The sequence below is a fragment of the Pseudomonas sp. P42 genome (assembly GCF_017973755.1).
GTDB lineage: Bacteria > Pseudomonadota > Gammaproteobacteria > Pseudomonadales > Pseudomonadaceae > Aquipseudomonas > Aquipseudomonas iridis.
In genome coordinates, this window is record NZ_JACOPU010000008.1 from 43,695 (window position 1) to 70,122 (window position 26,428).

At 61.0% G+C, this 26,428-nt stretch carries 26 protein-coding genes; 17 read left to right on the plus strand and 9 right to left on the minus strand.

Features of this window, described 5'->3' with window-relative positions; translation table 11 throughout:
• Together H8B20_RS24350 and H8B20_RS24355 are read right to left on the minus strand one after the other, a co-directional pair.
• Nucleotides 1-711 (minus strand): ABC transporter ATP-binding protein, encoded by a 711-nt coding sequence (locus tag H8B20_RS24350; RefSeq protein WP_042561307.1) that lies wholly within the window; start codon nucleotides 709-711, stop codon nucleotides 1-3.
• Nucleotides 712-844: 133 nt separating this feature from the next.
• A complete protein-coding gene (locus H8B20_RS24355) occupies nucleotides 845-1,444 on the minus strand; it encodes a DUF2796 domain-containing protein (protein WP_210624837.1) in 600 nt (199 codons plus the stop codon).
• A 135-nt stretch (nucleotides 1,445-1,579) separates the two neighbouring features.
• Between H8B20_RS24355 and H8B20_RS24360 the strand changes: the two genes are divergently transcribed.
• On the plus strand, nucleotides 1,580-1,939 hold the full coding sequence (locus H8B20_RS24360) for a hypothetical protein (protein ID WP_210624838.1): 360 nt from the start codon (nucleotides 1,580-1,582) through the stop codon (nucleotides 1,937-1,939).
• A gap of 119 nt (nucleotides 1,940-2,058) precedes the next feature.
• On the opposite strand, the gene trxA is transcribed toward H8B20_RS24360, so the two are convergent.
• The 3 genes from trxA to H8B20_RS24375 all read right to left on the minus strand — a co-directional run bounded on the left by trxA (nucleotide 2,059) and on the right by H8B20_RS24375 (nucleotide 4,218).
• Nucleotides 2,059-2,931 carry a thioredoxin gene (gene trxA, locus H8B20_RS24365; RefSeq protein ID WP_042561302.1) on the minus strand — a complete coding sequence of 291 codons (873 nt, stop codon included), beginning with the start codon at nucleotides 2,929-2,931 and terminating at the stop codon, nucleotides 2,059-2,061.
• 169 nt (nucleotides 2,932-3,100) lie between these two features.
• Complete coding sequence (locus H8B20_RS24370; RefSeq protein WP_210624839.1) at nucleotides 3,101-3,757, minus strand: class I SAM-dependent methyltransferase; 657 nt, start codon at nucleotides 3,755-3,757, stop codon at nucleotides 3,101-3,103.
• Nucleotides 3,754-4,218 carry a YbaY family lipoprotein gene (locus H8B20_RS24375; RefSeq protein WP_042562223.1) on the minus strand — a complete coding sequence of 155 codons (465 nt, stop codon included), beginning with the start codon at nucleotides 4,216-4,218 and terminating at the stop codon, nucleotides 3,754-3,756. The genes H8B20_RS24370 and H8B20_RS24375 overlap by 4 nt, the downstream gene beginning before the upstream one ends.
• A 128-nt stretch (nucleotides 4,219-4,346) precedes the next feature.
• Here H8B20_RS24375 and nrdR point away from each other — a divergent pair, with 128 nt between their 5' ends.
• From nrdR to H8B20_RS24435, 12 genes are all read left to right on the plus strand, one after another.
• Entirely contained in the window at nucleotides 4,347-4,811 is a 465-nt protein-coding gene (gene nrdR / locus H8B20_RS24380; protein ID WP_007910946.1) for a transcriptional regulator NrdR, read from the plus strand.
• On the plus strand, nucleotides 4,808-5,941 hold the full coding sequence (gene ribD / locus H8B20_RS24385; protein ID WP_210624840.1) for a bifunctional diaminohydroxyphosphoribosylaminopyrimidine deaminase/5-amino-6-(5-phosphoribosylamino)uracil reductase RibD: 1,134 nt from the start codon (nucleotides 4,808-4,810) through the stop codon (nucleotides 5,939-5,941). The genes nrdR and ribD overlap by 4 nt, the downstream gene beginning before the upstream one ends.
• A gap of 47 nt (nucleotides 5,942-5,988) precedes the next feature.
• Nucleotides 5,989-6,654: a riboflavin synthase gene (locus tag H8B20_RS24390; protein ID WP_042561299.1), complete on the plus strand. Its 666-nt coding sequence runs from the start codon at nucleotides 5,989-5,991 to the stop codon at nucleotides 6,652-6,654.
• 16 nt (nucleotides 6,655-6,670) lie between these two features.
• A complete protein-coding gene (gene ribBA, locus H8B20_RS24395; protein WP_042561298.1) occupies nucleotides 6,671-7,762 on the plus strand; it encodes a bifunctional 3,4-dihydroxy-2-butanone-4-phosphate synthase/GTP cyclohydrolase II in 1,092 nt (363 codons plus the stop codon).
• Between the two features lie 91 nt (nucleotides 7,763-7,853).
• Nucleotides 7,854-8,330 carry a 6,7-dimethyl-8-ribityllumazine synthase gene (gene ribH / locus H8B20_RS24400; RefSeq protein ID WP_003228649.1) on the plus strand — a complete coding sequence of 159 codons (477 nt, stop codon included), beginning with the start codon at nucleotides 7,854-7,856 and terminating at the stop codon, nucleotides 8,328-8,330.
• Entirely contained in the window at nucleotides 8,327-8,827 is a 501-nt protein-coding gene (nusB, locus tag H8B20_RS24405) for a transcription antitermination factor NusB (protein ID WP_047303669.1), read from the plus strand. The genes ribH and nusB overlap by 4 nt, the downstream gene beginning before the upstream one ends.
• 17 nt (nucleotides 8,828-8,844) lie before the next feature.
• Complete coding sequence (gene thiL / locus H8B20_RS24410; RefSeq protein ID WP_210624841.1) at nucleotides 8,845-9,810, plus strand: thiamine-phosphate kinase; 966 nt, start codon at nucleotides 8,845-8,847, stop codon at nucleotides 9,808-9,810.
• A complete protein-coding gene (locus H8B20_RS24415) occupies nucleotides 9,807-10,310 on the plus strand; it encodes a phosphatidylglycerophosphatase A family protein (RefSeq protein ID WP_011336134.1) in 504 nt (167 codons plus the stop codon). Before thiL ends, H8B20_RS24415 begins: the two co-directional genes overlap by 4 nt.
• A 34-nt stretch (nucleotides 10,311-10,344) precedes the next feature.
• Entirely contained in the window at nucleotides 10,345-11,082 is a 738-nt protein-coding gene (locus H8B20_RS24420; protein WP_210624842.1) for a substrate-binding periplasmic protein, read from the plus strand.
• 193 nt (nucleotides 11,083-11,275) lie between these two features.
• Nucleotides 11,276-11,893: a GTP cyclohydrolase II gene (gene ribA, locus H8B20_RS24425; RefSeq protein WP_042561294.1), complete on the plus strand. Its 618-nt coding sequence runs from the start codon at nucleotides 11,276-11,278 to the stop codon at nucleotides 11,891-11,893.
• Entirely contained in the window at nucleotides 11,890-12,309 is a 420-nt protein-coding gene (locus H8B20_RS24430) for a hypothetical protein (RefSeq protein ID WP_042561293.1), read from the plus strand. The genes ribA and H8B20_RS24430 overlap by 4 nt, the downstream gene beginning before the upstream one ends.
• Nucleotides 12,309-13,109 carry a cobalamin-binding protein gene (locus tag H8B20_RS24435; RefSeq protein WP_210624843.1) on the plus strand — a complete coding sequence of 267 codons (801 nt, stop codon included), beginning with the start codon at nucleotides 12,309-12,311 and terminating at the stop codon, nucleotides 13,107-13,109. The genes H8B20_RS24430 and H8B20_RS24435 overlap by 1 nt, the downstream gene beginning before the upstream one ends.
• A 45-nt stretch (nucleotides 13,110-13,154) precedes the next feature.
• Here H8B20_RS24435 and H8B20_RS24440 read toward each other — a convergent pair whose 3' ends face one another.
• From H8B20_RS24440 to H8B20_RS24455, 4 genes are all read right to left on the minus strand, one after another.
• The gene (locus H8B20_RS24440) at nucleotides 13,155-15,041 is read right to left on the minus strand and encodes a TonB-dependent receptor domain-containing protein (protein WP_210624844.1); all 1,887 of its coding nucleotides are present in this window, start codon (nucleotides 15,039-15,041) and stop codon (nucleotides 13,155-13,157) included.
• 140 nt (nucleotides 15,042-15,181) lie between these two features.
• The gene (gene dxs / locus H8B20_RS24445; RefSeq protein ID WP_042561290.1) at nucleotides 15,182-17,080 is read right to left on the minus strand and encodes a 1-deoxy-D-xylulose-5-phosphate synthase; all 1,899 of its coding nucleotides are present in this window, start codon (nucleotides 17,078-17,080) and stop codon (nucleotides 15,182-15,184) included.
• Nucleotides 17,081-17,171: 91 nt separating this feature from the next.
• Nucleotides 17,172-18,059, minus strand: coding sequence for a (2E,6E)-farnesyl diphosphate synthase (gene ispA, locus H8B20_RS24450; protein WP_210624845.1), 888 nt, complete (start codon nucleotides 18,057-18,059; stop codon nucleotides 17,172-17,174).
• Entirely contained in the window at nucleotides 18,056-18,298 is a 243-nt protein-coding gene (locus H8B20_RS24455; protein WP_003228627.1) for an exodeoxyribonuclease VII small subunit, read from the minus strand. The genes ispA and H8B20_RS24455 overlap by 4 nt, the downstream gene beginning before the upstream one ends.
• 380 nt (nucleotides 18,299-18,678) lie before the next feature.
• On the opposite strand from H8B20_RS24455, the gene H8B20_RS24460 reads away from it, so the two are divergent.
• From H8B20_RS24460 to H8B20_RS24475, 4 genes are read left to right on the plus strand one after another with little or no spacing between them, the layout of a single operon-like run.
• Nucleotides 18,679-19,470 carry a YfaP family protein gene (locus H8B20_RS24460; RefSeq protein WP_210624846.1) on the plus strand — a complete coding sequence of 264 codons (792 nt, stop codon included), beginning with the start codon at nucleotides 18,679-18,681 and terminating at the stop codon, nucleotides 19,468-19,470.
• 47 nt (nucleotides 19,471-19,517) lie between these two features.
• Entirely contained in the window at nucleotides 19,518-21,230 is a 1,713-nt protein-coding gene (locus H8B20_RS24465) for a DUF2138 domain-containing protein (protein ID WP_210624847.1), read from the plus strand.
• Entirely contained in the window at nucleotides 21,227-21,865 is a 639-nt protein-coding gene (locus tag H8B20_RS24470) for a DUF1175 domain-containing protein (RefSeq protein WP_150602092.1), read from the plus strand. Before H8B20_RS24465 ends, H8B20_RS24470 begins: the two co-directional genes overlap by 4 nt.
• On the plus strand, nucleotides 21,862-26,427 hold the full coding sequence (locus H8B20_RS24475; RefSeq protein ID WP_210624848.1) for an alpha-2-macroglobulin family protein: 4,566 nt from the start codon (nucleotides 21,862-21,864) through the stop codon (nucleotides 26,425-26,427). Before H8B20_RS24470 ends, H8B20_RS24475 begins: the two co-directional genes overlap by 4 nt.
• Nucleotide 26,428 lies beyond the last annotated feature (1 nt).

The following is a 26,428-nucleotide window of genomic DNA, read 5'->3' on the forward strand; positions in this document are numbered from 1 at the left end:
TCAGACCTCGGCAGACGTGGCGGCGCGATTGAGCTCGGCCAGGGACAGATGACGGTCGAACAGCGGCGCCAGACTCTGGTCGTGGCTGACGAACAGCAGGCTTGAACCGGCCTCGCGGCATTCGGCGAACAACAGGCGAATGAAATTTTCCCGGGCGTCGTAGTCCAGCGCCGAGGTCGGTTCGTCGGCGATCACCAGTTCTGGCTGACCGATCAACGCACGGGCGGCGGCGACTCGTTGTTGCTGACCAATGGACAGCGAGTCGGCGCGGCGACTGAGGATGCTTTCGTCCTTCAGCCCCAAATGCGCGAGCAGGGTGGCGGCGGCTTGATCGACACTGCCGTGACGCTGTTTCGCCCGTTCAGCGCGCAATTTCGAGAAGTGGCAGGGCAACTCGACGTTCTCGCGCACCGAGAGAAACGGCAGCAGGTTGAACTGCTGGAATATGTAGCCGGTGTGGTCGACGCGGAATGTGTCGCGGGCACCGGCCGAGAGTTCGGTCAGCTCCTGGCCCAGCAGACGAATGCTGCCGCGATCAGGTTTCTGCACGCCGCCAAGCAAGCCGAGCAGGGTCGTCTTGCCGCTGCCGCTGGGGCCTTTGAGGAACAGGGTTTCACCCGCTTCCAGCCGAAACGCCGGGATGTCCAGCAGCAGTGGGTGACCGGGCCAACTGAAGCCCAGGTCGGACAGTTCGATGAGTGCTTGGGTCATGACACCAATTTCATGGTTGAACACGGAACCCCGTAGGAGCTGCCGAAGGCTGCGATCTTTTGATCTTGCTTCAAAAGCCCAGGATCAAAAGATCGCAGCCTTCGGCAGCTCCTACAGGGGATTTTCGCTGTTTTTAGAATTTCAGCGAGGCAGCCTTCGCCGTCACTTCCGAACCTTGCTGGCCGCTTGCGCTGATCAGTTGTACCTGAATTTTCTGAGTCGCCGGGAAGGTGTTGAAGATATTCGCCAGATCCAGCGTCTTCAGTGCGCCCGGAGCTGCGCACTTGAACTGATAGTGCGCGTGGATTTCGCTGTGGTCGTGGTGATGCTCGTGGCTGTCCTTGCCCGCGTCATCGTCGTCGTGGTCGTCAGCATCCGGCTTGTCGCCGAACAGTGGGCTTTCCAGTTCCTGACTGACCACTTTGCAACCGGCAGCGGATGGCAGGTTGAACAGGGCCAATGGCTTTTCAAGCTGCGCACGGGCGGCGGCAACCTTGGCCTTGTCGGCGTCCGTGGTGGCGGCATGTTCGAAGCCCACCAGATTCATCGCCGGGCTTTCCAGCTCAAGTTCCAGCGTCTGGCCATCCAGTGCAGCGTTGAGGCGGCCAACGCCATGTTCATGCGCGCCGAGGCTACCGTGTTCATGGTCGTGATCGTGGTCATGCTCATTGGCTGCATGGGCGACGGCCAGCGGCAACAGGGCAAACGGCAAAGCGAGCAACAGACGACGCATGGCGGTCTCCGAACAGTAAAATGAAAAGTTTGTTATGTAATCTTATAACGAAAGTGCGCAGAGTTTGCCCGTGCGCTTGGCGTTACACAAGTCCCGTGGGAGCATGCAGGTCAGAAATGTGCGGGAGCTAACTCAATGTTGCGGATACGCGGAACCGTCGGCGACTTGCCGGTGGATTTGACGGTGGAACTGGATGACAGCGATTGGGCCAGGCTCGGTTCGGCCTTGAATGCGCAGGCGCCGATTGCTCAACCTGAAGGCATTGCGACGACGCCAGCGGCGAAACCGCTGAACCAAGACGATGCCTTGTGGCAGCTCGCCAAGGATCTGTTGCGCAAGGCCGGGCAACTCAGCGGGCCGGACTTGCTGGAGCAGCTCGAAGGGCTGACCGGCAGCGCGGTATCAGGCAAGCGCCTGCTGGTGCGACTGCGACACAGTGCGGATGTGAAGGTGATGAGCGGCGGGGATACGCCGCTTTACAGCTGGGTAGAGTAGCGCGCAAAAGCAAAAGATCGCAGCCTGCGGCAGCTCCTGCAGGTTCAGCGTTCACCCGCAAAACGGGTGGCAACTGCGATCCCCTGTAGGCGCTGCGGCACGCTGCGATCTTTTGATCTTCAATAAAGCGCAGCAAACATCTTGCGACGGTAAACAGTCACCAGCGGATGCTCGTTGCCCAACAACTCGAAAACCTGCAACAACGTCTTGTGCGGCAACCCCTCGCCATAGCTGCGATTGCGGATAAACAACTTGAGCAAGGCATCCAGCGCCGCTTCATATTGCTGACGCGCCAGTTGCTGGATCGACAATTGATACACCGCTTCGTCGTCCTGCGGATCTTTCGCCAGACGTGCTTTCAGGTCGGCGGCGTCCGGCAGATCGCGGGCAAGGCCGAGGAACTTGATCTGGGCCTTGGCCCCGGCCAGTGCGGCTTTGTGCTCATCGCTCTTGACCGCATCAAGCACGGTTTGCGCTTCGTCCAGTTCACCACGTTCAGTCAGGCATCGCGCGTAGAGAATCAGCGCCTTGGCGTTGGTGTTGTCCTCGTTAAGCATCACCACCAACGCCGCTTCGGCATCTGCGTAGCGACCGTCATCGAACAGTGCCTGAGCCTGTTCGAACGGATCGGCTGCGGCTGGCGGCGGCATCTGCACATGCGGTTCGAGCAATGCGCGCACGGCGGATTCCGGTTGCGCGCCGGCAAAACCGTCCACCGGTTGACCGTCCTTGAACAGCACCACGGTCGGCAGGCTGCGAATGCCGAAACGGGCGACGATGTCTTGCTCGATATCGCAATTGACCTTGGCCAACAGCAGCTCGCCCTGATAGCTCTCGGCAATGCCTTGCAGCATCGGCATCAACGCCTTGCACGGCGCACACCACTCGGCCCAGAAATCCACCAGCACCGGTTTGTTGAAAGAAGCCTCGATCACCGACTGGTCGAAATCGGCAGTCGTGGCGTCGAAGATGTACGGCGTTTGCTGACTCATGGGGAATCTCGTAAAAGCGTGGATGGGGCAACTATACGGGTTGGCGGGGTGTGGCCGGAAGCGGGGTGGGTTTTGAGATATGTGTCGCCTGCAAGGACGCTTTCGCGAGCAGGCTCGCTCCCACCCTGGAATGCATTCCCCTGTGGGAGCGAGCCTGCTCGCGAAGCTTTTAGTCACGCCGCGCATGGTAAAGGCTGACATGCCGAAATTCTTCCGGCTCAGCCAGATCCGGCAAAGTCATCGCCTCCAGCATCTCAATGCGTTGATACAACGGATGGCGAAAATCCCGGACCCGCGAATCCGCCACCAATGCCTCGCGGCCACGGCTGAGAAACGCATCCAGCAACGGCAGATTCGCCCGGTCGTACAACACATCCGCGACCAGGATCAGATCAAAGCGATCCGCCTCGGCAAAGAAGTTCGTCGAATAACTCATTTGCACATCATTGAGCGCGGCATTCGCCCGACAGGCGGCAATCGCCAGCGGATCGAGATCACAGGCCACCACTTCCAGCGCGCCGGCCTTCACCGCCGCAATCCCGGCGATGCCGGAACCGGCGCCGAAATCCAGCACGCGCTTGCCGCGCACCCATTCGGGAAACTCAGCCAGATAGCGCGCCACCGCCATACCGCTGGCCCAGCAAAAGCTCCAGTACGGCGGCTCATGCAGGATTCGCTGGGTTTCTTCCTGGCTGAATTCGCGCGCCATGTTGTCGCCGTCGATCAGCCAGAGCTGTAAATCAGTCCCGGGCAACGCGCAGGCCTTGAGTCTGGCGTCGCCGAGCAATTCACCCAATGCCTGTTGCAGGTCGAGCGGTGCATTCATGGTGCTTTGACGAATTGCAACTGGCCCAACGCCTGCGTGGTCGGCTGGGTGATGGTTTGCGACGGTAGATGCAGGATCAGTTGGCCGGACTGACTCGCCCGACCACGCAGCTCAACCCGCGCCCCCGCTGGAAAGGCCTCGGGATTGAAACGCACGTGGAATGGCAGGATCTGGTTGTTGCCGATCAGGCTGGAACTGGCGAGCAGTTGTTGCGGGCGATCCTTTGCATCGATCACCAGCAGCGCCAGTTCGACTTCGGCACCGGCCGGCACACCTTGCAGGGTGCCGCTCAGTTCGCGTTGATGGGCTGGCAGCGGGCCGAGGGCAGCGGCCTGATTGGCTTTTTTCTGCGCCTGCTGCGGCGCCGGGCCTGGTGTAGGCGGTTGAGGCTTGGGCGCATCGCTGCCACAGGCCACCAGCAGGCTGAAAAGACTGAGCAAAACGAGCGGACGTAAAGGCATTGGCAGCTCCGGCAAAATGAAATCCATGGATCAAACGATCATGCCCGTCTGTATACCGCAAACCCTATGTCTTGTCTTGCCACCGGGATGCGCTACCATGGCCCTCCCTTTTTTTGTTGCCAGCCACCATGCACTGTCCCTTCTGCGGTGCCAACGACACCAAGGTCATCGACTCGCGTCTGGTCGCCGAGGGCGAACAGGTGCGCCGCCGGCGTGAATGCCTGGCCTGCGGCGAACGTTTCACGACATTCGAGACGGCCGAACTGGTGTTGCCGCGCCTGATCAAAACCGACGGCAGCCGCCAACCGTTCGACGAAGAAAAACTGCGCGCGGGCATGCAACGCGCTCTGGAGAAACGTCCGGTGAGCGTCGAGCGCCTCGAATCCTCTCTGGTCCACATCAAGCACAAGCTGCGCGCCACCGGCGAGCGCGAGGTCAAATCCCTCGTGGTCGGCGAACTGGTCATGGCCGAGCTGCAAAAGCTTGATGAAGTCGCCTACATCCGTTTCGCTTCGGTGTACAAGCGCTTCCAGGACCTCAACGAGTTCCGCGAAGAAATCGACCGCCTCGCCCGCGAACCGGTGAAAGAATGACCACCGTCGCCGAGCAGGCCATCCTCGACGCCCATTTCATGGCGCGTGCGCTGGAACTGGCGCGCAAAGGTCACTACACCACGCACCCCAATCCTCGGGTTGGCTGCGTGATCGTGAAGGACGGGCAGATTGTCGGCGAAGGCTGGCACGAGCGCGCCGGCGAACCTCACGCCGAAGTCCACGCCTTGCGCGCCGCCGGTGAGCTGGCCCGCGGCGCTACGGCATACGTCACCCTCGAGCCTTGCAGCCACCATGGGCGCACGCCGCCGTGCGCCGATGCGCTGGTCATTGCCGGTGTCGGCCGAGTGGTTGCGGCAATGCGTGATCCGAATCCGCAAGTGGCCGGGCGCGGTTTGCAGCGTCTGGCCGATGCCGGCATTGCGACTGAAAGCGGCGTGCTGGAAGCCGAAGCGCGCAAGCTCAATCACGGATTTTTGAAGCGCATGGAGCACGGCTTGCCGTTCGTGCGAGTCAAGTTGGCCATGAGTCTGGACGGTCGCACGGCGATGGAAAGCGGCGAGAGCCAGTGGATCACCGGCCCGTCCGCGCGTTCGGCGGTGCAGCGTTTGCGTGCTCAGGCGGCCGTGGTGCTGACCGGCGCCGATACCGTGCTGGCCGATGGCGCGCGCTTGACGGTTCGCGCCGACGAACTGGGTCTGGATGCCGAACAAACCGCGTTGGCCATGAGCCGTCCGCCGCTGCGGGTTTTGATCGACGGGCGTCTGCGGGTGCCGCTTGATGCACCGTTCTTCAAGGCTGGCCCGGCGCTGGTCGCGACCTGCATGGCCGTCGAAGAGCAATACGCCAACGGCCCGGAATGTTTGATCGTGCCGGGTGATGACGGTCAGGTCGACCTGCATCAATTGCTGGTCGAGTTGGCCAGCCGTGACGTCAACGAGGTGCTGGTCGAGGCCGGTCCGCGTTTGGCGGGGGCGTTTGCCCAGCTCGGTCTGGTCGATGAGTTCGTGATCTTTATCGCCGGCAAGTTCCTTGGCTCCACGGCGCGTCCATTGCTGGACTGGCCGCTGGCCTATATGAAGGATGCGCCGGAGCTGAAAATCACTGAAATTCGTGCGGTGGGCGATGACTGGCGAGTCACTGCCATCCCTGTCCTTACGGCGAGCGTATAATTCCCGGCCATCGCTTTAGCGCTGGCTTCGTTCTCAAGGAGAACCCCATGTTTACCGGCATCATCGAATCCATCGGCAGCATCCGTGCAATGACCCCAAAGGGCGGCGATGTACGGGTGCATGTTGAAACCGGCAAGCTCGACCTGAGCGACGTCAAACTCGGCGACAGCATCGCGGTCAACGGCGTCTGCCTGACGGCTGTCGAGCTGCCGGGCAATGGCTTTGCCGCCGACGTCAGCCGCGAAACGCTGGACTGCACCGCCATGAATGACCTGAAAAGCGGCAGCCCGGTCAATCTGGAAAAAGCCCTGACCCCGACCACCCGTCTCGGTGGTCACCTGGTCAGCGGTCACGTCGACGGTGTCGGCGAAATCGTCTCCCGCGCCGATAATGCCCGTGCCGTGGAGTTTCGCATCCGCGCACCGAAAGAACTGGCCAAGTACATCGCCCATAAAGGCTCGATCACCGTCGACGGCACCAGCCTGACCGTGAACGCAGTCGATGGCGCCGAGTTCATGCTCACGATCATTCCGCACACCCTGAGCGAAACCATCATGGCTTCCTACAAGCCGGGTCGTCGGGTGAACCTGGAGGTCGACTTGCTGGCGCGTTATCTGGAGCGCCTGCTGTTGGGCGACAAAGCCGCAGAGCCGAGCGCTGGTGGCACGATTACCGAAAGCTTTCTGGCCGCCAACGGCTACCTCAATTCCTGACTGAAGGGGGTGCCTTGTGGCGCTCAATAGCATCGAAGAACTGGTTGAAGACATCCGCCAAGGCAAGATGGTCATCCTTATGGATGATGAAGACCGCGAGAACGAAGGCGACCTGATCATGGCCGCCGAGTGCTGCAAGGCCGAACACATCAACTTCATGGCCAAGCACGCCCGTGGCCTGATCTGCATGCCGATGAGCCGCGAGCGCTGCGAACTGTTGAAGCTGCCGCTGATGGCACCACGCAACGGCTCCGGGTTCGGCACCAAGTTCACCGTGTCGATCGAAGCGGCCGAAGGCGTGACCACCGGCATCTCCGCTGCTGACCGTGCACGCACCGTGCAGGCTGCCGCCGCGAAAGACGCCAAGGCTGAAGACATCGTCAGCCCTGGCCACATCTTCCCGCTGATGGCTCAGGCTGGCGGCACCCTGGCGCGCGCCGGCCACACTGAAGCCGCTTGCGATCTGGCGCGCATGGCCGGTTTCGAGCCAAGCGGCGTGATCTGCGAAGTGATGAACGACGACGGCACCATGTCCCGTCGCACTGAGCTGGAAGCGTTCGCCGCTGAACACAACATCAAGATCGGCACCATTGCCGACCTGATTCACTACCGGATGATCCACGAACGTACCGTTCAGCGGATTGCCGAGCAGCCACTGGACAGCGAACTGGGCCAATTCAACCTGGTGACCTATCGTGATTCGGTGGAAGGCGACGTGCACATGGCCCTCACGCTGGGCACTGTTTGCGCTGAAGAGCCAACCCTGGTTCGCGTGCACAACATGGACCCGCTGCGCGATCTGTTGATGGTCAAGCAGCCTGGTCGCTGGAGCCTGCGCGCAGCCATGGCTGCGGTTTCCGAGGCCGGCAGCGGCGTGGTGCTGTTGCTGGGTCACCCACTGGATGGCGACGTGTTGCTGGCGCATATTCGTGAAACCGGCGATCAGGTGCCGGCGAAAAAACCGACCACTTACAGCATCGTCGGTGCCGGTTCGCAGATCCTGCGTGACCTCGGTGTACGCAAAATGCGCCTGATGTCGGCACCCATGAAATTTAATGCGATATCCGGTTTCGATCTGGAAGTTGTAGAATACGTGCCCTCCGAATAATGACCGGTTGTTTCCGGCCCTGAATTCGCGGCAAATAAATCACTGAGGGACGCGTAGCAGACGCGTCCCGGCTCTTTAAGAGAACTGACGAATGACCCTGAAGACCATCGAAGGTACCTTCATCGCCCCTAAAGGCCGCTACGCTTTGGTAGTGGGCCGTTTCAACAGCTTCGTTGTTGAAAGCCTGGTCAGCGGTGCAGTTGATGCCCTGGTTCGCCACGGCGTGAGCGAAAGCGACATCACCATCATCCGCGCTCCTGGCGCCTTCGAAATCCCGCTGGTTGCGCAGAAAGTCGCTCAGAAAGGCGAGTTCGCAGCAATCATCGCCCTCGGCGCGGTCATTCGTGGCGGTACTCCGCACTTCGAATACGTGGCAGGCGAGTGCACCAAGGGCCTGGCCCAGGTGTCCATGGAGTTCGGCGTTCCGGTTGCGTTCGGCGTCCTGACCGTTGATTCCATCGAGCAAGCCATCGAACGTTCCGGCACCAAGGCCGGTAACAAAGGTGCTGAAGCTGCCCTGTCCGCGCTGGAAATGGTCAGCCTGCTGGCACAGTTGGAGGCCAAGTGATTAGCGACGAAAGCGATCGTTTCAACCCGCGCGACCCACGTCCAGCGGACGCCGGCAAGCCTTCGAAAAGCGAAAAGCGCCGCGCTGCCCGTCAGTTGGCGACTCAGGCTTTGTACCAGCGGCTTCTGGCCGGCACTTCGCTGAACGAAATCGAAGCGCAGTTTCGCGTCGACAACGATTTTACCTTTGCCGATGCCAGCTACTTCCACGACATCCTGCACGGTGTTCCGGCCAACCAGACCGAGATCGACACTGCGTTGGCGCCGTGCCTGGACCTGACCATCGAAGAGCTGGACCCGGTTGAGCTGTGCGTGCTGCGCCTGTCCACCTGGGAGCTGCTCAAGCGAGTCGACGTGCCGTACCGTGTGGTGATCAACGAAGGCATCGAGCTGGCGAAAGTCTACGGTTCGACCGACGGCCACAAGTTCGTCAACGGTGTGCTCGACAAGCTGGCCCCGCGTCTGCGTGAAGCTGAAGTGAAGGCGTTCAAGCGCTGATACGCGCTTGATATCCAATGGGCGAGTTTGAGCTGATCCGCAATTTCTTCGCCGCCGCGCCTTGTGCGCAGGGCGGCGAGGGCGTTGCTCTCGGGATCGGCGACGACTGCGCCTTGCTGGCGGTTCCCCCCGGGGAACAGCTGGCAATCTCCACCGATACGCTAGTGGCCGGCGTGCATTTTGCCGATCCTTGCGATCCGTATCTGCTCGGTCAGCGCTCGCTGGCCGTCGCGGTCAGCGATCTGGCCGCCATGGGCGCTACGCCCATTGCCTTTACCCTTGCCCTGACTGTGCCGACGGTGACCGCCGATTGGCTGCAAGCCTATGCCCGCGGTTTGAACCGCATGTCGCAGAGCTGCGGCGTGGCCCTGGTCGGTGGCGACACCACGCGCGGGCCGTTGAGCCTGACCGTCACTGTGTTCGGCCGCGTCCCCACCGGACTGGCCTTGACCCGCAGTGGCGCGCAGCCAGGTGATTTGCTGTGTGTCGGCGGTGAACTGGGCAATGCCGCTGGTGCATTGCCGCTGGTGTTGCGCCAGCGCGACGCCGCGCCGGACATCGCCCGGCCGCTGCTCGATCACTACTGGTCACCGCAACCGCAACTCGCGCTCGGTCAGGCGCTGCGCGGCAAAGCCACGTCAGCGCTGGATATCTCCGACGGTTTGCTCGCCGATTGCGGGCACATCGCGTTGGCGTCGAAGGTGCGACTTCAAATTGAACGTGAGCGTGTACCGCTGTCGGATGCACTAGTGGCGTTTCTTGGTCAGCGCGGTGCCGAGCGTGCGGCGCTGAGCGGTGGCGATGATTACGTGCTGGCCTTTACGTTACCGTCCGTCGAGCTGCCGGCACTGTTGGCCGATGGTTGGCCGATCCATGTTATCGGTCGTGTGGCAGAGGGGCAGGGCGTGGCGCTACTGGACCGCGAAGGGCACGACATCACCCCGCAAATCCGGGGCTATCAACATTTTCAGGAGTCACCGTGACAGATCACCCGAAACAGGTTCCGGCCGAATTCGTTCCGCCTTCTGTCTGGCGCAATCCCTGGCATTTCCTCGCCTTTGGCTTCGGTTCGGGCACCTTGCCCAAAGCACCAGGCACGTGGGGTTCGCTCGTTGCGCTACCCTTTATCCCGTTGTGGCAGATGTTGCCTGACTGGGGGTACTGGCTGATGCTCGGCATCACCATGCTGTTCGGCTTCTGGCTGTGCGGCAAGGTGGCCGACGATCTGCGCGTGCACGACCACGAAGGCATCGTCTGGGACGAAATGGTCGGGATGTGGATTACCCTGTGGCTGGTGCCGGAAGGCTGGTACTGGTTGCTCGCGGGTTTCCTGGTGTTCCGCTTCTTCGACATTCTCAAGCCGTGGCCGATCCGCTGGATCGACCGGCATGTTCATGGCGGTGTCGGCATCATGCTCGACGACGTGCTGGCCGGCGTGTTCGCCTGGCTGGCGATGCAGGGGCTGGTGTGGGTATTTGCCTGATTCGAGGGTTGTCAGGTTAGAGAGGGTACTAAGGATGTCTCGGCGCTGGTTGGCAGGAGTGTTTTTGGCGGTGCTGGGCACTGTCGCCAGTGCGCAGGAAGCCGCGCCGATGCCCACGGTGATTCATCTGGCCAGCGAAGTCTGGGAAGACTACACCGCTGCCGATGGCCATGGTCTTGCCTGGGATGTGATGCGTAAGGTGTTCGAACCGGTCGGGGTAAAACTCGATATTCGCAGCGAACCCTATACTCGTTCTGTAGGGCTGGCGCAGCGTGCAGAAGTCGATGCTTGCGTGGGCTCCTATCACGAAGAGTTCAGTGATCTGCTCTATCCGCGCTGGAATTTCGATATCGATCACATCTATGCGCTGGGCCTTGCCAGCAACCCGGCGCCAACGCTGGAAACGTTGGGCAGCTATCGATTGGCCTGGGTGCGCGGCTACGATTACCAGAACTACCTGCCCAATGTGCAGAGCTTCAACGAAGTCATCCGGCGCACCGGAATCCTCTCGATGCTGACCCATAACCGTGCGGACTATTACATCGACGCGCTGACTGAAATCAATTACGTGGTCGGTCGGGCCAGGGATGCGTCGCAATTTCGCACGACCCATGTTGCCGAATTGCCGCTGTACCTGTGCTTCGCCAACACCCCCAAGGCGCGCACGTTGATGGCACTGTTCGACAAACGTATGGAGCAATTGGTGAAAAGCGGCGAGCTGAAGCCGATATTCGAGCGCTGGAAGCAGCCGTATCCGTTCGAGCAGCCGTGACGCGGATCTGTCGGTTCGACACTGAACCCTGTGAGAGCTGGCAAGCCAGCTCCCAGAGGGACTCATTTTGTGGGGGAAGTCATCAAACTTTTTGATCGTTATGCCCGATAATTCAGCCTAAGCGTCTGTAGGAACCTGCTGTTACAATGCCGCCCAGCGAATCTTCAGACTTTTTTAGATCAGGAGCACACCGGTGCCTGTCGTTTTTGTTGCCGCTTCCAAGCTGCCAACGCCTTTTGCGCAATTCACCATGCACGGTTTTCTCGACGAAGCCACCGGCCGCGAGCACGTCGTACTGAGCTTGGGTGATTTCACCGACGGTGCCCCGGTACTCGGCCGATTGCATTCTGAATGCCTGACCGGCGACGCCCTGTTCAGCCAGCGCTGCGACTGCGGTTCGCAACTGGAAGGCGCGCTCAAGGCCATCGCTCGCGAAGGTCGTGGCGTGCTGCTCTACCTGCGTCAGGAAGGTCGCGGCATCGGTCTGTTGAACAAGATCCGCGCCTATGAATTGCAGGATGGCGGCGCCGATACCGTTGAAGCCAACGAACGTCTGGGTTTTGCCGCCGATCAGCGCGACTACGCCATGTGCCTGCCGATGCTCGAACATTTGGGCGTGAAGGCCCTGCGTCTGATGACCAACAACCCGCGCAAGGTCAAAGCCCTGACCGACATGGGCATCGTCGTCGCCGAGCGCGTGCCGCTGCACACCGGCCACAACCCGCACAACAAACTGTATCTGGCGACCAAGGCCAGCAAGCTCGACCACATGATGGGCAATGAGCATCAGGGTGAGGTAGACAGGGCGTGACTCGCGGTCAGGTAAAGCGTCGCCTCAGCGTCGACTGGTGGAAATACCTGGCGTTAGCGCTGGTGCCGTTGTTCGTGCTGAATGCCGTGTTTGGTCAGGGCGAGGCGATTCTGCCGGTGCTGGCGATGCCGCTGTTCATTGCCGGTGTCGCGTCGATGTTCGTCAGCCTGAAGTATTTTGGCCGCTACAAACATGCGCTGATCGCTACGCAAAAAGCCCTCGATACGGCGGATGAGCCGGCAGCCTGGATCGCCCTCGCAGCAAGCCGCCGAGCGGCATTTCTCGCGGCCGCATTGCCCGCGTGGATCGGTGCACTGGCGGTATTTGTCGGCCTAGAAGCCATACCACTGATGTTGCTGGCGCTGTCCACCGTCGTGCTGTTTTACCTCTACCGTATCCCGCGTCAACTCGGCTGATGCGCCGTCTCTGGCTGGCGGTTCTGCTGCTGGCCATCAATGGCCCTGTATTCGCCGCTCTGCGCGTAGTCAGCCTCGCGCCGTCGCTTTCTGAAATCGTCGTTGAACTGGATTCCGCCGATCTGCTGGTCGGCGTGCTGGATGCGGGCGAGCGGCCTGCTGCGATTGCGAATCTTCCCTCGGTGGGTCGCTACGGCCAACTCGACATGGAGCGTTTGCTCAGTCTCAAACCTGATCTGTTGTTGCTCTGGCCCGGCAGTGTCGGGCCGGCGCAGCGCGATCAGCTCAAGCGGCTGAACATCCCGACTTACGTCGCTGAATCGCACAGCCTTGAACAGCTTTCTGTGCAAATCGAAGCCATCGCCGGGCAACTGGGCCGGCCCGAGCGTGGGGTGAAACTGGCGGCGGATCTTCGCCAGAAACTCGACAACCTGCGCCAGCGTTATCATCGGGACACGCCACTTAAGGTGTTCTATCAGGTGTGGGACAAGCCGCTGTATACCGTCGGCGGGGGGCAGATCATCAGCGATGCGCTTGAGGTGTGCGGCGCGCGCAATGTGTTCGGCGACTTGAGCCTGCCGGCGCCGCAAGTCAGCATTGAGGCAGTATTGCAGCGAGATCCCGAGGTGATTCTGGCCAGTGATCAGGCGCAGCTGGATGCGTGGAAGGCATGGCCGCAGGTGGCGGCTGTAAAGCAGGGGGCATTGCTGCTGGTAACCGACAAAGGTCTGGAACGCCCGAGTGGCCAGATGATCGACGCCACCGGCAAGCTCTGCCACCTCATCCAGCCTGACAATTAACCCCTGCAGGAGCTGCCGCAGGGAGCATCAGCAACTTCAGAGGTTTCAGCGCAGTTCAGGCGTCCAGGTCACCCCGAACATCCACGCCCGGCCTTCCTCGCGATAACCGTACTGGTTGCCGTCATAGCTGTAGTTCGCCCGGCTGTAACCCTTGTCCAGCAAGTTATCCACCTTCAGATCCAGTTTGATCTCCCGGTTCAGCGCCCAACTGCTGCGCAGACCGAACAACGCGTAACCACCTAGTGTTTGATTGTTGGTCAGGTCGTCATAGCTGTTGCTCACCGCCTGCCAACTGGCGCCGAGGCTCAGTCGATCAAACTGCCGATCCACATCCCAACTCAACGTCCGCCGTGCTCGCCGCGCCAACGTATGGCCGGTATCACGGTCACGCGGGTCGATGATCGCCACGCCAAGGTTGCTCTGCCAGCCGAACAATTCCTGCTTCAGCGCCGCTTCAAAGCCGTTGATCCGTGCTGAAGCCACGTTTTCCGGGCGTGAGTTGCTGCCGAAGATGATCGCGTCTTCAAGATCCGTGCGGTACAGCGACGCTTCCAGACGACTGCTTTCACTCAACTGGCTGCGCCATTGCAGTTCGTAGCTTTTCGAGGTTTCCGGTTTCAGGTTTGGGTTGCTGAAATCCGGGTAGTACAGGTCGTTGAAGGTCGGTGCACGAAAGCCTTCGCTGTAGCTGAGCAGCAGATCGTTGTCCGGATTGAGCGGTAGGGTGAATGTGCCGCTCCAGGTGTTCTGACCGCCGAACTGCTGGTTGTCGTCGTGACGCAAACCGAGTTCAGTGGAGAAACTGTCAGCCTGATAACGATGCTGGATGAACGCGGCGCGGTTCCAGCGGCTGTCCTCGTCGAACGCGGTGCTGCTATTGATCCGGTCTTCGTACCAGTCGCCGCCGAGGATCAGGCTGTTGCGTGCATCCAGGGTCAAGTCGTTCTGCCAGTTCACCGAATCGCGGTAAGTGTTGAACACCGTGCGCTCGTCGCTGAGCTTATCCAGTGTCTTTTCGCGGTTTTCGGTATGGCCGAATTCAATGCGGGTTTTCCAGATATCGTTGACCCGGGCATCGACGTAACTGCTGACGCTACTAACGTTAAAATCGCTGTAGGGCTGTTGCTGGACCGATTCGAACGTGGTCATGTCGAAGCGTCCGAACGGATTGTCGAACTCGCTTTTGCCACGGTTATCCAGCAGGTTGGCGCCGACTTCGATGTCATCAGTCAGCGCATGGCTGAGGCTCAGGCTCACTGACTTGTTGCGGTAGGCGTCGTGATCGCCGTCGCTCGGGTATGACTCATGAGTACGGTCGATTCCGGCGGTTTCATCCAGGCTGGCGCCGAGGTTGAAGCGGGTTTTGTCGTCGCCACCGGACAGGCCGAGGCTGCGCTCCCAGGTTTGATGGCTGCCGAAGCCGACATGCATGCGTGGTTGCAAGCCTTGCTCAGCCCCGCGACGGGTAAAAATATGAATCACCCCGCCAATCGCATCGCTGCCGTAAATCACCGAGCGCGAACCGCGCAGCACTTCCACGCGTTCGATCTGCTCAATGTTCAGATGCTGCAGATTGCTGTCACCGGAAGTGGAGCTGCCGATGCGCTGGCCGTCGACCAGCACCAGGCTTTGCGCCGACTGCGTGCCGCGGATATAGACCCCGGGCAAGCTGCCGCGCCCACCGGCCTGCGCCACTTGCACGCCCGGCACGCGACGCAGCAGGTCTGACACATCGCTCGGTTGCAGGCGATCGATGTCTTCGCGGGTGAACACGGTGTTGGCGGCGCTGCTGTCATTGCGCGCTTCGACCTGACGGTTGGCGCTGATCAAAACGTCCGGCAGCTTCAGCGCTTGATCCCGCTCGAAGGTGTCGGCGACAGCGCTGGCGAATGGCAGCAGGAGAAAGGGCAGGGCGAGGCGCGAGAGTTTCATGGCAATCCATCGGGGAGTATCGGGTATACACAAATCAAATGTGGGAGCGAGCCTGCTCGCGAATGCGGTGTATCAGTCAGAAATGATTTGACTGACAGTCCGCTTTCGCGAGCAAGCTCGCTCCCACAAGGGTATTGCGTTTACTTGTTAAGCAATTCCAGACGCTCACGAATCGACGCTTCGATCCCCGCTTCATCCAGCCCGCACTCGGCCAGCATCTGCGCAGGCTTTGCATGCTCGACGTAAACATCGGGCAGGCCCAGATGCAGCATCGACTTGAGGATATTCTCGCGGGCGAGAAATTCGCTGACTGCGCCACCGGCGCCGCCCATGATCGCGTTCTCTTCGATGGTCACCAGCAACTCGTGACTGCCGGCAATCTCGCGTACCAGAGCTTCGTCCAGTGGTTTGACGAAGCGCATGTCGACCACTGTCGCATCCAGCTTCTCGGCGACTTTCAGCGCCTCGGCCAGTTGCACGCCGAACACCAGCAGGGCGACTTTGCTGCCCTGACGACGGACGATGCCTTTGCCGATTTCGATCGGTTCGAGGTCTTTCTCGATAGCCGCATTCGGGCCATTGCCGCGCGGGTAACGCACTGCCGCCGGGCCGTTGTACAGGTGACCGGTGGTGAGCATCTGGCGCAGTTCGTTTTCATCGCTCGGGGTCATGATGACCATGCCCGGTATGCAGCGCAGGTAGGACAGGTCGAAGCTGCCGGCGTGGGTCGGGCCGTCTTCGCCGACCAGGCCTGCGCGGTCGATGGCAAATAGCACGTCGAGGTTTTGCACCGCCACATCGTGAACGAGTTGGTCGTAACCGCGCTGGAGGAACGTCGAGTAGATCGCCACGACCGGTTTTGCGCCTTCGCAGGCCATGCCGGCGGCGAACGTCACCGCGTGTTGCTCGGCAATCGCCACGTCGAAATAACGCAGCGGGAAGCGCTCGCTGAATGCCACCAGATCCGAGCCTTCCTTCATCGCCGGGGTAATCCCGACCAGACGCGGATCAGCCGCGGCCATGTCGCACAGCCATTCGCCGAACACCGCCGAATACTTTGGCCCGCCGGTTTTCTTCGGCGCAGTGGCCGGCGCGTCGACAGGCTCGAGCTTGGTGATGGCGTGGTAACCGATCGGGTCGACTTCCGCCGGGGCGAAGCCTTTGCCTTTCTTGGTGACGATGTGCAGGAATTGCGGGCCCTTCAGGTCACGCATGTTGCGCAGCGTTGCGATCAGGGTCGGCAGGTCGTGGCCGTCGATCGGGCCAATGTAGTTCCAGCCCAGCTCTTCGAACAGGGTGCCTGGAACCAACATGCCTTTTGCGTATTCTTCGGTGCGACGGGCGATTTCCCAGGCGCCGGGCAGGCGCGACAGCACTTTTTTACTGCCTTCACGCATGCTCGCGTAAGTGCGGCTGGAAAGAATCTTCGCCAGATAGTTCGACAGGCCACCGACGTTTCGCGAGATCGACATGTCGTTGTCATTGAGGATCACCAGCATGTTGGCGTTGACTTCCGGCGCATGGTTCAGCGCCTCGAAGGCCATACCGGCGGTCAATGCGCCGTCGCCGATCACGGCAATCGCCTTGCGATCACTGTTCTGCAGGCGGGCGGCAATCGCCATGCCCAGCGCTGCGCTGATCGACGTGCTGGAGTGGCCAACGCCAAAGGTGTCGTACTCGCTCTCGGCGCGACGCGGGAAAGCGGCGATGCCGTCCTTCTGGCGCAGCGATTCCATGCGCTCACGGCGACCGGTTAGGATCTTGTGCGGATAAGCCTGATGACCAACGTCCCACACCAGCCGGTCGTCCGGGGTGTCGAAGACGTAATGCAACGCGATGGTCAGCTCGATGACGCCCAGGCCGGCACCGAAATGCCCACCGGTCTGGCCGACCGTGTAGAGCAATTCCAGGCGCAACTCATCAGCCAGGGTTTCCAGCTCGGCTTCGGCTAACCGGCGCAGGCCGTCCGGCGTATTCGCACGGTCGAGCAGGGGCGTGGTCGGGCGCTTGCGGGGAATCTCATGAAACGTCGTGGGCATCAGGCGAATCGTTATAGGTATAAAAGATGCGGCAGTTTACCTGATGCATCGCCCACTGCCCACGCGTTGATCTTTTTTGGCCGATTCGCCGTCAGCTGCGGCGCTCGACGATATACCGGGCCAACTCGCGCAACGGCTCGGCTGCCGCGTCAAACGGTCGCAGGGCGTGGAGAGCCTGATCGCGCAGCTCCAGCGCATAAGCCTTGGCCGCGTCCAGGCCGAGCAGCGCCGGGTAGGTCGGCTTGTCCCGGGCGATATCGGCGCCTTGGCGTTTGCCGAGGGTGGCGGTATCGCTTTCGACATCCAGGATATCGTCCTGCACCTGGAAGGCGAGGCCGATGGCTTGTGCGTAAGTCTGTAAGGATTGCAGTTCATCCGGCTCGGCGCGGCCGCTGGCCAGGGCACCGAGTTTGACGCTGACTTCGATCAGCGCACCGGTCTTGTGTCGGTGCATCAGTTCAAGGGCTTGCTGATCGAGCTTGAGACCGACCGAACCGAGGTCAATGGCTTGACCGCCGACCATGCCGGCCGGGCCTGCGGCCAGTGCGAGCGCACTGACCATCTGCAAACGGATATCGGCGCTCAGGTCGCTCAGGCGCGGATCGAGCAAGGCGCTGAACGCCAGACTCTGCAAGCCGTCACCGGCGAGAATCGCGCAAGCCTCATCGAATTTCTTGTGAGTGGTGGGCTGGCCGCGACGCAGGTCGTCGTCGTCCATCGCCGGCAAATCGTCGTGCACCAGCGAATAGGCGTGGATCAGCTCCACCGCGCAGGCCGCACCGTTAGCCTGCTCAGCCTCGCCACCGAGGGCTTCGCACGCGGCGTAAGCCAACAGCGGACGCACGCGTTTGCCGCCGTTCATCACGCTGTAGCGCATGGCCTCATAGAGGCGCGCCAGTTCTGGCAACGGGGCGTTGAACAGGCTTTCCAGTGCCGCGTTGACCCGGGCCTGGCTGGTCGCCGAATACGCTGCAATCATTCTGGCTGTTCCGCGTCGAAGGGTTCCTCGGCGAGTTCGCCATCGCGCTCCAGCAGCACTTGCACCTTCTGCTCAGCCTGAGCCAGCGCTGCCTGGCAGTCACGGGTCAGCCCGATGCCCTGCTCGAAAGCGGTCAGCGAGTCTTCCAGCGACAATTCACCGTTCTCCAGACGCTCGACCAATGTTTGCAGGTCGGCGAGGGACTGTTCGAAATCCAGTGCAGCTTTTTTGCGGGCCATGGCGGCAGTTTCCGGTTGACGTTAAACCGGCGCGACACTAGCAGATAGGGGGGGTATGGGCAAATGAGCGGGCTATCTCCGCCCCGTATTTCCGTGGCGAGGGAGCAAGGGGATATAGGGGGATTCCAGGAGGTTGACGGTGTATTCGGCTCATTCTGTGAGCCGAATAATTCCGCTATTCGGCTCACGCACAACAAATACGCGTAATTCCTACAGCGATAGCACCTGTATCCGATTGTTAAAAAAACGCCGAATGGATAATCTTCGCGCCTTCTACGACCCTATAGTCACGGGTCTTTCAGACGAAACGCAGTTTCAGAGGCTGTGAAGTACCGAGGATCGGGTGCAAGGTTTCGTTCAGGCATGGCAGGAGGCATTACATGCGTTCATTCATTTTGCTGTTGATCGGGATGGTCTGCGCACCCGCGCTGCTGGCCGGACCGAGTGCCGAGCTGTCGGAACCGGTGGGTGGCTGGCGTTATCACGGCTTGCTCGATCGCACGGAAAACCCGCAAGTCGCCTATCCGACGCCACCGATCGATCGTGGCATCCAGCGCAATCGCACGATGATCCAGGGCCAGCTCAAGGCCATCGGCCATATGCGCCCGCCGCACAGCCTCGCCGTCAATGGCAATCCGCTGAATCTGTACACCGATGATCAGGGCCGTTTCGCCCGGCCTTATGCCTTTGGCGCCGGTTCCAACAGCGTCGAGGTGATCAGCGCCGAGGGCCAATCGCTCAAGCGCGTGCAATTTTATGAAGCAAATAATTTGCGCACGCCGGCGCGAATTCGTCTTGTCTTGGGGTGGGACGATCCAAAGGCTGAGCTGGATCTGCACATTGTCACGCCCGATGGCCAGCATGCGTTCTGGGCGCGGCCGGCATTGAGCAACGGCGGCGGCCTCGACCCCGACGGCGTCGATGGCCCCGGCCCTGAGATGTTCACCATGACCGCGCCGCTGCACGGCACCTATCTGGTTTACGTCAACTATTGGGGCAATTTCGGCAACGGCGGCTATAACTTCGAGGAGACCAGCAATCAGAACGAGGTGATTACCTCGCAAATCACGCTGGTGCTCAATGAAAACACCGTCGACGAAAAACGCGAGACGTTCATCGTGCCCCTGCGGGCGATTGGTGATCTGCTGCTGGTCAAGACTTTCAACTATTAAGTATCCCGCCATGGATGAAATCGTGAGCGTTGGGAATGAGCGTGAAGATGAGCGATAACACTGTTACCCCGGCTGCCGAAACACCTGCTGGCAAACCTTCCCGGCGCTGGCCGTTGCTGTTGGTCGGACTGTGCCTGGTGGCCAGCGTGGCGGGCGGTTTTGGCTGGCTGCTGCTCAAACCCAAGGCGCCGCCGGTGGAGCTTGCCGGTGACAGGCTCGGCCTGAGCCGCCCGGATGCATTGCTGGAAACCCGCTCGCTGAGCCAGTTGCCCAAAGACCTGCTGACGGTGCCGTTCCTCAAGGCTACGCTCACCGAAGATTTCGTCTTCTATTACGAAACTCACGCCGATCGCCTCGGCTTGATCGGTAGTCTGCGCCGAATCATTTACGAGCATGATCTGAAGTTGCAGGACAGCTTGATCGAACAGCTTTTCGATCAGCCTGCCGATGTCGCGCTGTGGCGCGGTGCCGATGGTCGCGTGAAGGACTTTCTGCTGGTGATGGATCGCGGGGGTTTGGCCAAGCTGCTGGAGCCGTTGGCGAAAGTCGCGCTGGATGACACCCAGCTCAGCGTTTTCGGCAATCTCAAGGTTGGCAGTGACGAGGTGCCGCTGTACCAACTGAGCTACAACGCCAGCAAATCGCTGCTGTTCGCTTCGCGCGGCGACAAACTGGTGGTTCTGTCCAATCCGGCCAAGTACTACGACCCTGAAAGCGGCGTGTCCGAGGAATCCGGCCACGTCTCGCCGCAAGCGTTGGCAGCATTGCTCAACGGCGAAAAGCTGTTCCCCGAAGCCTTCGGCCTGCCTGCTAAAACCCCGGAAACCAGACAGCGACTCTCGGTGAATTCCAGCGTCCTCGCCATGGGCTACCAGCGCTTCATCCCGAACTTCGCCGGCCTGCGTTTCGACATGGACGACAAGGGCTGGCACAGCTACCTCGCCATGGACGAGCTGGAAAACCAGCCGGATTTCGATTTCAAACCGGTCTGGCAAGCCATGCCACTGGGCGCCAGTGCCTGCGTAACGTTGCCGGTAGCTGCCGAACCGCAAAAGCCGTTGCTGGTAAAACTCGGGGCGGAAGACGCCGTGGCACAGACGCTCACCGAACACGTGGCGGGCGCCGCGGGCTTGTGCTGGTACGCCGATTCGCGGTTGTACACGCCATTGCTGGTGGCCAGTCTGAAGGACGAGGACAGCAGCAAGCTCGACGGCGATCTCGGCAAACTGTTCGGGTCGATGGTCGGCGCCTTCGAGTCCAACGTCGAAGAAAAAGTATTCCCTGTAGTGGAGAAACAGGAAGGTCAGAGCCACGTCTGGCAGCGTCAGGTCAGCTCCAGCTTCGGTCCCTACGCGGCCAAAGACGCCGAGAATCCGGATGCAATCAGCGGCAAGGCGTTCATGAAGGTCAGCCTCGCCCGTCACGGTTCGACGCTGCTGTTTTCCCTCGACGACAAACTGGTCGACAAAGCCCTCGGTACCCTCGACAAACGCTTCCCGCCGATGGCCGATGTGCTGCCTAAAGACGTGCTGATGCCGATCTATTTCGGCCCGGATTCGATGGCGCAGCTGATGCAGCAGGAAACCCTCGACAGCCTGCCGCAAGACATGGAACCGGTGTTCTACAACGCCGCGCAAACCTATCTGATCCCAAAACTTCGCACTCTCGGCGGCTACGGCAAATATGCCCTGACCTTGCCAGAAGGCAGCGAGCCGGATGGTCACTGGCAGTGGCTGCCGCTGGAGTGGAAAGCGCTGTGACGGCACTGATCCGCAGCCTCGGCTTGCTCGCGCTGTTACTCAGCGCCGGCGCCCGAGCCGTCGAAACGCCTGCGCTCGATCCTGCACAATCCCAAGTGTTTCGCGCCTGGTTCGTGCGCATCGCCCAGGAGCAACTGAGCCAGGGCCCGAGCCCGCGCTGGTATCAACAGGATTGCGCCGGGCTGGTGCGCTTCGCTGCCAACGAAGCGCTGAAAGTCCACGACGATAAATGGCTGCGCAGCAATGGCCTGTCCAATCGTTACCTGCCGCCGGAACTGTCGCTGAGCGACGATCAGCGCAAGCTCGCCCAGCAATGGCAGCAGGGCGGCGGCAAGATCGGGCCGTACGTCAACGCAATCAAACTGATTCAGTTCAACAGTCATCTGGTGAGCCGCGACGTGTCGCAGGCGCGGCCAGGTGACCTGATGTTTTTCGATCAGGGCGACGACCAGCACCTGATGATCTGGATGGGCCGCTACATCGCCTATCACACCGGCACCACCACCCCGACTGACAACGGCATGCGTTCGGCAAGCCTGCAGCAACTCATGACATGGAAGGACACCCGATGGATACCCGACGCAGCCAACCCCAACTTCATCGGCGTCTATCGACTGAACTTCCTCTCCCAATGACCGGTGCCCGCATGTTGCGTTTACTGCCTCTGCTGTTGGTATTAGCCCTGCCATTTTCGGCCGTGAACGCCGAAGACACTGTTGAGCCGAGCGGCTACGCGCCGGTGTCCGGCGAAAGTTTTTTCCTGTTGGCTGACAGCAGTTTCGCTGCCGACGAGCAGGCCATGGTTCGCCTCGAAGCGCCGGGCCGCGACTATCGGCGTTTCCGCATGGAGCCTTACGGCGGCGCCGACATTCGCGTGTACCGCATCGACAAGCCGCTGGACTTTCTCAAGCGCCAGAAGAACCTGCACCGGGTGGTCAGCGACGGTCAGTTCAAGGGCGAAGGCTTGTCCAACACCCTCGCGTATCTGTGGGACAACTGGTACCGAAAATCCCGTAGGGTGATGCAGCGAGCGTTCTCCTACGAGTCGCGCAAACAGGTCACCGAGGAAGTGCCGGAGCTGAAGATGGGCAACGCCATCGTCGCGCCGACACCGTACGACGCGCAGCCGCAATTCGCGCTGATTCCGGGCTTGCCGGTAGTCAGCCAGTTCCGTTATCCGCTGTGGCAGGCCAAGCCGATACAGCCACCGGCCGGGGTCAATCTGGCCGGGTCTTCCAGCGACTTTGTCAGCGTCGCGCCGGGTAACGTTTACATTCCGCTGGGTCAGTTGAAACCGGGTCTTTATCTGGTCGAAGCGCTGATCGGCAAGTACCGTGCGACCACCATGGTCTTCGTTTCCAACACCGTGGCAGTGAGCAAGATTGCCGGTGATGAATTGCTGGTCTGGGCCGCGCGCAAACACGAAGGCAGTTCGGTGCCGAAGGTCAATGTGCTGTGGACCGACGGCCTCGGCGTGATGAGCAGTGGCGCCACTGATGCCGATGGTTTGCTGCGCCTGAAACACGTCAGCCCCGAGCGCTCTTTCGTCATCGGCGAGGACGAGGAGGGCGGAGTATTCGTCTCGGAAAACTTCTATTACGACAGCGAAATTTACGACACCAAACTCTATGCCTTCACCGACCGACCGCTGTATCGCCCAGGTGATTGGGTGTCGCTGAAAATCGTCGGTCGCGAGTTCAAGAATGCGCGGGATTCGGTGTTGCCGGGTGCCGCATACGTCAATGTCAGCGTGCTCGACGCCACTGGCACCGAGCTGCAACGCCTTGATCTGAAACTCGATTCGAAGGCCGGCACTCAGGGTCGTTTCCAGTTGCCGGATAACGCGGTGGCGGGCGGGTACGAGATTCGCTTCAACTATAAGGATCAGGCCTACAGCAGCGCCTTCCGCGTGGCTGAGTACATCAAGCCACACTTCGAGATTTCGCTGAATCTGGCCAAGCAGGATTACCGCACCGGCGAACCGGTCAAGGGCAGTCTGGTGCTGTTGTACCCGGACGGCAAACCAGTGGCGAACGCCAAACTGACCCTGAGCCTGCGCGCGCAGCAACTGTCGATGGTCGACAACGAACTGCAATACCTCGGGCAATTCCCGGTGGAGCTGACCAGCACCGAACTGACCACCGACAGCAAAGGCAACGCCACCCTCGACCTGCCGGCCGCCGACAAACCGAGCCGCTACATGCTCACCGTGTTCGCCAGCGATGGCGCGGCGTATCGGGTCAAGACCACCAAGGAAATCCTCATTGACCGTGGCGCCGCGAGTTTCCGCTTGAGTGCGCCGCAGCGTTTCAGTGCGGTCGGCGACAAGGTCGCGTTCAGCTACGCCAACGAGGGCGGCACCGAGCAGAGCAAAGCGGTCACGCCGAGCACTTACGGCTGGGTACGTCTGGAAGACCAGAGCACTGGCGAAGGCAAACTTGCGGCGACTGACAAAGGTTTCAATCTGGCCTTCGAACGTCCGGGCACTTACAACCTGACGCTCAAGGATCAACACGGTCGCGTCCTCGGCGCCACCGGTCATGCGGTCACCGGTGACGGCGTCAAAGCTGTGCCGGGCACCGTCGAAATCGTCCTCGACAAACCTGAGTACAAGGCCGGCGATGAAGCGCTGGCACTGATCACCTTCCCTGAACCGGTCAATGATGCACTGCTGTCGCTGGAGCGCGACAAGGTCGAAGCCACCGCGCTGCTGGCCAAGGGCGGCGACTGGTTGAAACTGGAAAAACTCAGCGACACCCAATACCGCGCACGCATTGCGGTGAAGGATAACTTCGCACCGAACCTGACCTTCTCCGTGCTGTACACCAAGGGCGGTCAGTACAGTTTCCAGAATGCCGGGATCAAAGTGATCGCGCCGCAAATCGACGTGGCGATCAGCACCGACAAACAGGTGTATCTGCCGGGTGACACGGTGACCGTCGACCTGACTACGCAGTTCGCCGGTAATGCAGTTCCGGCGCATCTGACGGTGAGTGTTGTCGACGAAATGGTTTACGCGTTGCAGCCAGAAGTCGCGCCGACCATCGACCAGTTCTTCTACCATCCACGGCGCAACAACGTGCGCACCAGCGCCAGCCTGTCGTTCATCAGTTACGACGTCGCGCTGCCGGGCAGCCCCGGTGCGCCGGGCAAAGCCAACCGCAGTGAACGTGGCGTAAAAGTGCTGGAGCGGCCGCGTCGTGAAGACGTCGATACCGCTGCGTGGCAACCGGAATTGCTGACCGGTGCCGACGGCAAAACCCGCTTCACCTTCAAGATGCCCGACTCGCTGACCCGCTGGCGCATCACCGCTCGCGCCATCGCCGATGACGGTCAGGTCGGTCAGAAGAAGCAGTTTGTCCGCTCGGAAAAACCGCTGTACCTGAAGTGGAGCGGGCCGAGCAAATTCCGTCAGGGTGATCAGCCACAACTCGGTATTTTCGCGTTCAGCCAAGCCGAGAAACCGGTCAAGGCTGAGCTGGTCACCCACTACGCCGGCACCGAACAACGCCTGCCGGTGACCCTGAACAACGGCATCAACTACCTGCCGCTGCCGGCGTTCGCATTGGCTTCCGGCGAGTGGACGGCGGAGTTGGTGCAGGACGGCAAAACCGCTGATTCTCTGGCCGTGCGCTTGAGCGCGACCGGTGACGGCTGGCAAATGACCCAGACGCAGAGCCTCGACGTAGTCAGCGGCGATACACCACTGAGCCTGCCGGCGGACGCCACCGATATTCGCCTGCGGCTGGATGACAGCCCGCAAGCGCTGTTCCGTTCGGCGCTCGATGATCTGCTCAGCTACCCGTACGGCGGAGTCGAGCAGACCGCCAGTCGCCTGTTGCCGCTGAGCATTGCCTATCCTTCGCTGGCATCGAGCCCGCAGATCCGCGATCGCTTGCGTCTGATCATGCAGAACAGCCGTCTGCGGTTGGTGCAAATGGCCGGGCCGTCGGCGAGCTTCACCTGGTGGGGCTACGACGGTGAGCCGGATGCGTTCCTCACCGCTTACGCCTACTTCGCCGACTGGAATGCCAGCCAGGTACTGGATCTGACGCTGCCCCCGGAGCATTGGCAGCGCGTGTTGGAGGTTTACGCCAAACAGGCGCCGAACACGCCGTTGCTGCAACGGGCGTTGATTCTGTCGTTCGCCAAGCAGATGCATTTGCCGGTGAACACGCTGCTGACGGGGTTGATGGAGGATCTGGCGAAGGCGGGTGAAGGCAATGCCGAAACCCTGATCGACGATGGCGTAGACAGCCTGGTGATGAGTGATCCGGATTCGGCGCTCGGTCTGGCGGCGGCGCGAGTGTTGACCGCATCGCTGGCCACACAGGCGAAAGTCGCGTTGCCTGACGCATTCAATCGTCAGGTGGGCGCTGCGCAACAGCGTCTGTCGGTCAGTTCGCAGCCGTTTGTCGAAGCGCTGAATCTGTCGCTACAACCGTTCGATCAGGCTCGCGCGCAAGCCTTGCTGCAACGCCTGTTGCCGCAGCAATCGACGCTCGAACGCGCACTGGCGCTGACCTGGCTGCAACGCAGCATCGCCCAGGCTTCGCCGACCATTGCGCTGACGCCGGGTGAGGGCTGGAAGAAAAGCTACGGTGCCAGTGGCGAGATGTTCTGGACGTGGCAGGGGGCGACGCCGGTGCCGAGCGTGTTGACGGTTTCTGGTACTCAGGAGCGTCCGCTGCGCGCGGCGCTGAGTTTCCAGACTCAACAGCCAGCCGTCGATCCAATGGCCGTGACCATCACCCGTCGCCTGTCGCGACTGGTGCCGGGCGACGAAGCGTTCACCTTCAAACTGGAGCCGGTCGGCACTAAGCCGCTGTCCAGCGACAGCCTGTATCTGGACGAAGTGATCCTCACCAGCAAGGCACCGAAACCGCTGCGCTACGGCATGCTCGAAGTGCCGTTGCCACCGGGCGCCGATGTCGAGCGCACAACGTGGGGTATCAAGTTGCAGGGCAAGGATGGCACCGAACCGACCGCACTTGAGAAAGCGCGTTTTGAGCCGGGACAACTGGCCTACGCGGTGCCGGTGGATGCGCTGAGCGGCGAGTTGCGCCTGCGCCATCTGGTGCGTTTCTCGCAGAAGGGCCAGTTCAATTTACCGCCGGTGCGTTTCACCCAGGTCTACGCGCCGCAACATCAGGCTCAGGAAGCGAAAGCCGCCCTCGGTCAGGTTACGGTCAACTGAC

What these genes read in the sequence shown, in the direction of transcription:
- H8B20_RS24355 (WP_210624837.1), bottom strand. Translation starts at nt 1,444, where the DNA reads ATGCGTCGTCTGTTGCTCGCTTTGCCGTTTGCCCTGTTGCCGCTGGCC.
- H8B20_RS24475 (WP_210624848.1), top strand. Translation starts at nt 21,862, where the DNA reads ATGACCGGTGCCCGCATGTTGCGTTTACTGCCTCTGCTGTTGGTATTA.
- ribD (WP_210624840.1), top strand. Translation starts at nt 4,808, where the DNA reads ATGACCACCGTCGCCGAGCAGGCCATCCTCGACGCCCATTTCATGGCG.
- H8B20_RS24360 (WP_210624838.1), top strand. Translation starts at nt 1,580, where the DNA reads ATGTTGCGGATACGCGGAACCGTCGGCGACTTGCCGGTGGATTTGACG.
- thiL (WP_210624841.1), top strand. Translation starts at nt 8,845, where the DNA reads ATGGGCGAGTTTGAGCTGATCCGCAATTTCTTCGCCGCCGCGCCTTGT.
- H8B20_RS24440 (WP_210624844.1), bottom strand. Translation starts at nt 15,041, where the DNA reads ATGAAACTCTCGCGCCTCGCCCTGCCCTTTCTCCTGCTGCCATTCGCC.
- H8B20_RS24460 (WP_210624846.1), top strand. Translation starts at nt 18,679, where the DNA reads ATGCGTTCATTCATTTTGCTGTTGATCGGGATGGTCTGCGCACCCGCG.
- H8B20_RS24350 (WP_042561307.1), bottom strand. Translation starts at nt 711, where the DNA reads ATGACCCAAGCACTCATCGAACTGTCCGACCTGGGCTTCAGTTGGCCC.
- H8B20_RS24390 (WP_042561299.1), top strand. Translation starts at nt 5,989, where the DNA reads ATGTTTACCGGCATCATCGAATCCATCGGCAGCATCCGTGCAATGACC.
- H8B20_RS24465 (WP_210624847.1), top strand. Translation starts at nt 19,518, where the DNA reads ATGAGCGATAACACTGTTACCCCGGCTGCCGAAACACCTGCTGGCAAA.
- H8B20_RS24455 (WP_003228627.1), bottom strand. Translation starts at nt 18,298, where the DNA reads ATGGCCCGCAAAAAAGCTGCACTGGATTTCGAACAGTCCCTCGCCGAC.
- H8B20_RS24435 (WP_210624843.1), top strand. Translation starts at nt 12,309, where the DNA reads ATGCGCCGTCTCTGGCTGGCGGTTCTGCTGCTGGCCATCAATGGCCCT.
- H8B20_RS24375 (WP_042562223.1), bottom strand. Translation starts at nt 4,218, where the DNA reads ATGCCTTTACGTCCGCTCGTTTTGCTCAGTCTTTTCAGCCTGCTGGTG.
- ispA (WP_210624845.1), bottom strand. Translation starts at nt 18,059, where the DNA reads ATGATTGCAGCGTATTCGGCGACCAGCCAGGCCCGGGTCAACGCGGCA.
- H8B20_RS24370 (WP_210624839.1), bottom strand. Translation starts at nt 3,757, where the DNA reads ATGAATGCACCGCTCGACCTGCAACAGGCATTGGGTGAATTGCTCGGC.
- dxs (WP_042561290.1), bottom strand. Translation starts at nt 17,080, where the DNA reads ATGCCCACGACGTTTCATGAGATTCCCCGCAAGCGCCCGACCACGCCC.
- trxA (WP_042561302.1), bottom strand. Translation starts at nt 2,931, where the DNA reads ATGAGTCAGCAAACGCCGTACATCTTCGACGCCACGACTGCCGATTTC.
- ribH (WP_003228649.1), top strand. Translation starts at nt 7,854, where the DNA reads ATGACCCTGAAGACCATCGAAGGTACCTTCATCGCCCCTAAAGGCCGC.
- H8B20_RS24420 (WP_210624842.1), top strand. Translation starts at nt 10,345, where the DNA reads ATGTCTCGGCGCTGGTTGGCAGGAGTGTTTTTGGCGGTGCTGGGCACT.
- nrdR (WP_007910946.1), top strand. Translation starts at nt 4,347, where the DNA reads ATGCACTGTCCCTTCTGCGGTGCCAACGACACCAAGGTCATCGACTCG.